Here is a 3,175-nt window from a genome sequence, read left to right as displayed (position 1 = left end):
CTGCTCGATCCAGGGCGCGGCGACGAAGCCGTGCCAAATGGCATCGAGAACACCGCTCATGACAGGCGGATCAAGAACAACTGTGGATACGGCATGGCCATTCCTACGCCGGCATGAACCGGATCAGGTGTTGAGGGTCGTCCGCCGGTGCGAACCTCTCAGCCTCGTGGCTCCCCTTGGGCGTGTTTCATGCTAGAGGCGGGTGCCGCGGAGCACAAGCGCGCAATCCGTGCTTGACCGCACCGGTGCGCCGTTTAGCATTGACCCACCGCACGTTCACGCAATCGGCATGGCGCGACACACTCTGGTACTCGGGGCTGGCATGGTCGGCGTCAGCGTTGCTTGGCATCTGCGTTCGCGCGGGCGCGACGTGACGCTGGTCGATCGTCGCGAGCCGGGCCGCGAAACCTCCTACGGCAACGCCGGGCTGATTCAGCGCGAGGCGGTCAAACCGCATCCGTTCCCGCGCGATCTGGGCGATCTATGGCGCGTACTGCCCAATCGCAGCATCGATATCCGTTATCGCACCGGCGCCATGTTCGCCGAGGCGAACCCCTTATGGCAGTACTGGCGCTATTCGGCGCCGCAATCGTTCGCCCGGATCGTGCCCGAATACGCATCGCTGATCGAGCACTGCACGGCCGAACACGAAACCATGTTCAAGGCGGCCGGGGCCGAGCACTTGATCCGCCGCGACGGTTGGCTTCAGGTTTTTCGGAGCCTGGATATCTTTGAGGCCGAGTTGGCCGAGGCGGCGTCGCTTCGCGATCGTTTCGGCGTGACCTTCGAGCGAATCGACGCGCCACGCCTGCGCGAAATGGAGCCGTATCTGAGCGATCGGGCGATCGGCGCCATTCATTGGACCAACGCATGGTCCGTGGTCGATCCGGGCGGCCTGGTTCAAGCCTACGCCGACGATTTCGTCGCCTGCGGCGGCCGGATCGAACGCGCCGAGGCCCGAGATATCGCGCCAAATGGAAAGAGCTGGTGTTTGTCTGCCGATCGCGGCGCGTTCGAGGCTGATGAGCTCGTTCTCGCGACCGGTCCGTGGTCGTCCACCTGGCTCGGCCGGCTCGGCTATCGTGTGCCGATGTTCGTGATGCGCGGTTATCACATGCACTACGATGCCGCGCCCGACGCGATTCTCAACTACGGCGTCATGGATTTCGAGAAAGGCTATCTGCTCACGCCCAAGCGCGCGGGACTACGGCTGACCACCGGAGCGGAACTCAATACCATCGATGCGCCCCCGCGTTTCGGCCAACTGGCGGCGGCCGAGGAGGCTGCCCGCGAACTGTTTGCCCTCGGTGCGCGTAAGGAGTCCGAACCGTGGAAGGGCGCGCGCCCGTGTTTGGCCGATATGAAGCCGATCATCGGCGCGGCCCATCGGCACCGGAATCTGTGGTTCGCCTTGGGTCACGGCCATCAGGGATTCACCCTCGGCCCAACCACCGGACGCCTGCTCGGGCAGCTTATGGACGGTGAGGCGCCCTTAGTGGACATGGCGCCGTTCCGCAGCGATCGATTCTGAGCGCTAGAATAAAAACAAGGCCGCACACATTCGATCTATTGGCATTCACCCATGACGATGAACGATTCGCGAAAGCTGCCGTCCTCGCATATCGATATTGGCGGTGTCGCGTTGCCACGCAGCGAACTGGCCGAAGTGCTGCCCGATATCGAGCGTTTTGAAGCTTATCTGACCGACGCGCTGGCGGTCGACTCCTATATGGGCAATGGAGACGGCAGCGTGCCGTCGTACGTGCACAAATGGCCGGAAGAGCGCCTGGCCAACGTGATCGCCACGCTTAAGGAAATCGGCAGCCTGCGCGAACAGCTGGGGCAACAGAATATCCAGCCGGCGGCGCCGAACGCCGATAGTGGTGGCGCGGACGAACATTCCCACTAGACGATAGGCTGTCAAACTTAGAAAGATGAAAGTTTAGCGGGCAGGGCATAAGAATCGAGCCTTTGGGCCTGAATTGCAATTTTCGGCGCGCTCCGCCTATCATCCGCAGCCGTTCCCACCACCTGCCGCAATGTGATCACCACCGTTCGATATGCCGTAGGCAGCGTGCTCGTCGGCGTGGTCGTGCTTCTGCTCAAGTATCTGGCCTATGTCGTAACAGGCAGTGCCGCGCTGTATTCCGATGCACTGGAGAGCATTATCAACATTGTGGCAGCCGGAGCGGCGGTCATCGCACTGCGCGTCAGCGCCATGCCGGCGGACGCCAATCATCCATACGGGCATCAAAAGGCCGAGTATTTTTCGGCTGTCCTCGAAGGCGTATTGATTGTGATCGCCGCGCTCGCGATCTTTCGTGATGCGTGGCATACGTTTTTCGATCTGCATGCACTGAACGCGCCCGTGCGCGGGCTGCTTCTCAATGCCGTGGCCACGGCAATCAACGGCGTTTGGGCCACGGTGCTGGTGCGCAACGGCAGGCGCGTAAAATCGCCGGCGTTGAAGGCCGACGGTCGTCACCTGTACGCCGACGTGGTCACGTCGATCGGCGTATTCGCCGGTGTCGTTCTCGTCGGGGCGACCGGGTGGCTGTGGCTCGACCCGACGATCGCTATACTCGTAGCGATCAACATTCTTTGGTCCGGCTGGCAACTCGTTCGCGAATCGATTGGCGGCTTGATGGACGAGGCGGTATCCAGCGACGAACTCGACCGCATTCGCACGGCTATATTCCATCATTCACAGGGCGCTTATCAGGCCCACGACCTGCGCACGCGGCATGCCGGACGACGAACCTTCGTCGATTTTCATCTGGTCGTGCCGGGCGACATGCCGGTTGATGATGCGCACCATATCTGCGATCGCCTCGAAGCCGCGATCGAGGATGAAATCGCCGATAGCACCGTCACGATTCATGTCGAACCCGAAAGCAAGGCTAAGGTCTCGGACGTTTGTCTGCCGCATTAGTATTCGCTCGGGCAGAAAAGAAAGCTCGTGCCAAGACGATCGAGTTTGCAGAAGAGAAACGTCTCAGCCGGCACAGCCTTAATTAATTTAACATAATATATGTTATGCACAATATGATCATCGGCGACGCCGCCGATATAAAAGGCCGGATGGCTACGCGCCGATAAGGCAAGTAAGGCGTTCCACGAGCGGTTTATGGAGAAAATGTCTGATGAAGATATTTGACTGGTATCGGTCGCGAGA

At 60.5% G+C, this 3,175-nt stretch carries 4 protein-coding genes and 1 riboswitch; of the genes, 3 read left to right on the top strand and 1 reads right to left on the bottom strand.

Going from position 1 to position 3,175, the window contains the following annotated elements; all coding sequences use genetic code 11:
- Positions 1–83 precede the first annotated feature (83 nt).
- Positions 84–187: riboswitch (TPP riboswitch) on the bottom strand.
- 102 nt (positions 188–289) lie between these two features.
- The 3 genes from VFJ08_RS01600 (at position 290) to VFJ08_RS01590 (ending at position 2,932) form a co-directional block, all read left to right on the top strand.
- A complete protein-coding gene (locus VFJ08_RS01600; RefSeq protein ID WP_324994469.1) occupies positions 290–1,531 on the top strand; it encodes an FAD-dependent oxidoreductase in 1,242 nt (413 codons plus the stop codon).
- A 51-nt stretch (positions 1,532–1,582) separates the two neighbouring features.
- On the top strand, positions 1,583–1,909 hold the full coding sequence (locus VFJ08_RS01595; protein ID WP_324994467.1) for a hypothetical protein: 327 nt from the start codon (positions 1,583–1,585) through the stop codon (positions 1,907–1,909).
- Between the two features lie 132 nt (positions 1,910–2,041).
- Entirely contained in the window at positions 2,042–2,932 is an 891-nt protein-coding gene (locus VFJ08_RS01590; RefSeq protein ID WP_324994465.1) for a cation diffusion facilitator family transporter, read from the top strand.
- Here VFJ08_RS01590 and VFJ08_RS01585 read toward each other — a convergent pair.
- Positions 2,929–3,175: hypothetical protein (locus VFJ08_RS01585; protein WP_324994463.1), on the bottom strand; the 247-nt coding region annotated here is incomplete at its 5' end. The genes VFJ08_RS01590 and VFJ08_RS01585 overlap by 4 nt on opposite strands.

Source organism: Salinisphaera sp., from assembly GCF_035690525.1.
Classification (GTDB): domain Bacteria; phylum Pseudomonadota; class Gammaproteobacteria; order Nevskiales; family Salinisphaeraceae; genus Salinisphaera.
Note: the sequence above shows the minus strand (reverse complement) of the source record. Positions and strands in the feature narration are given on the sequence as shown.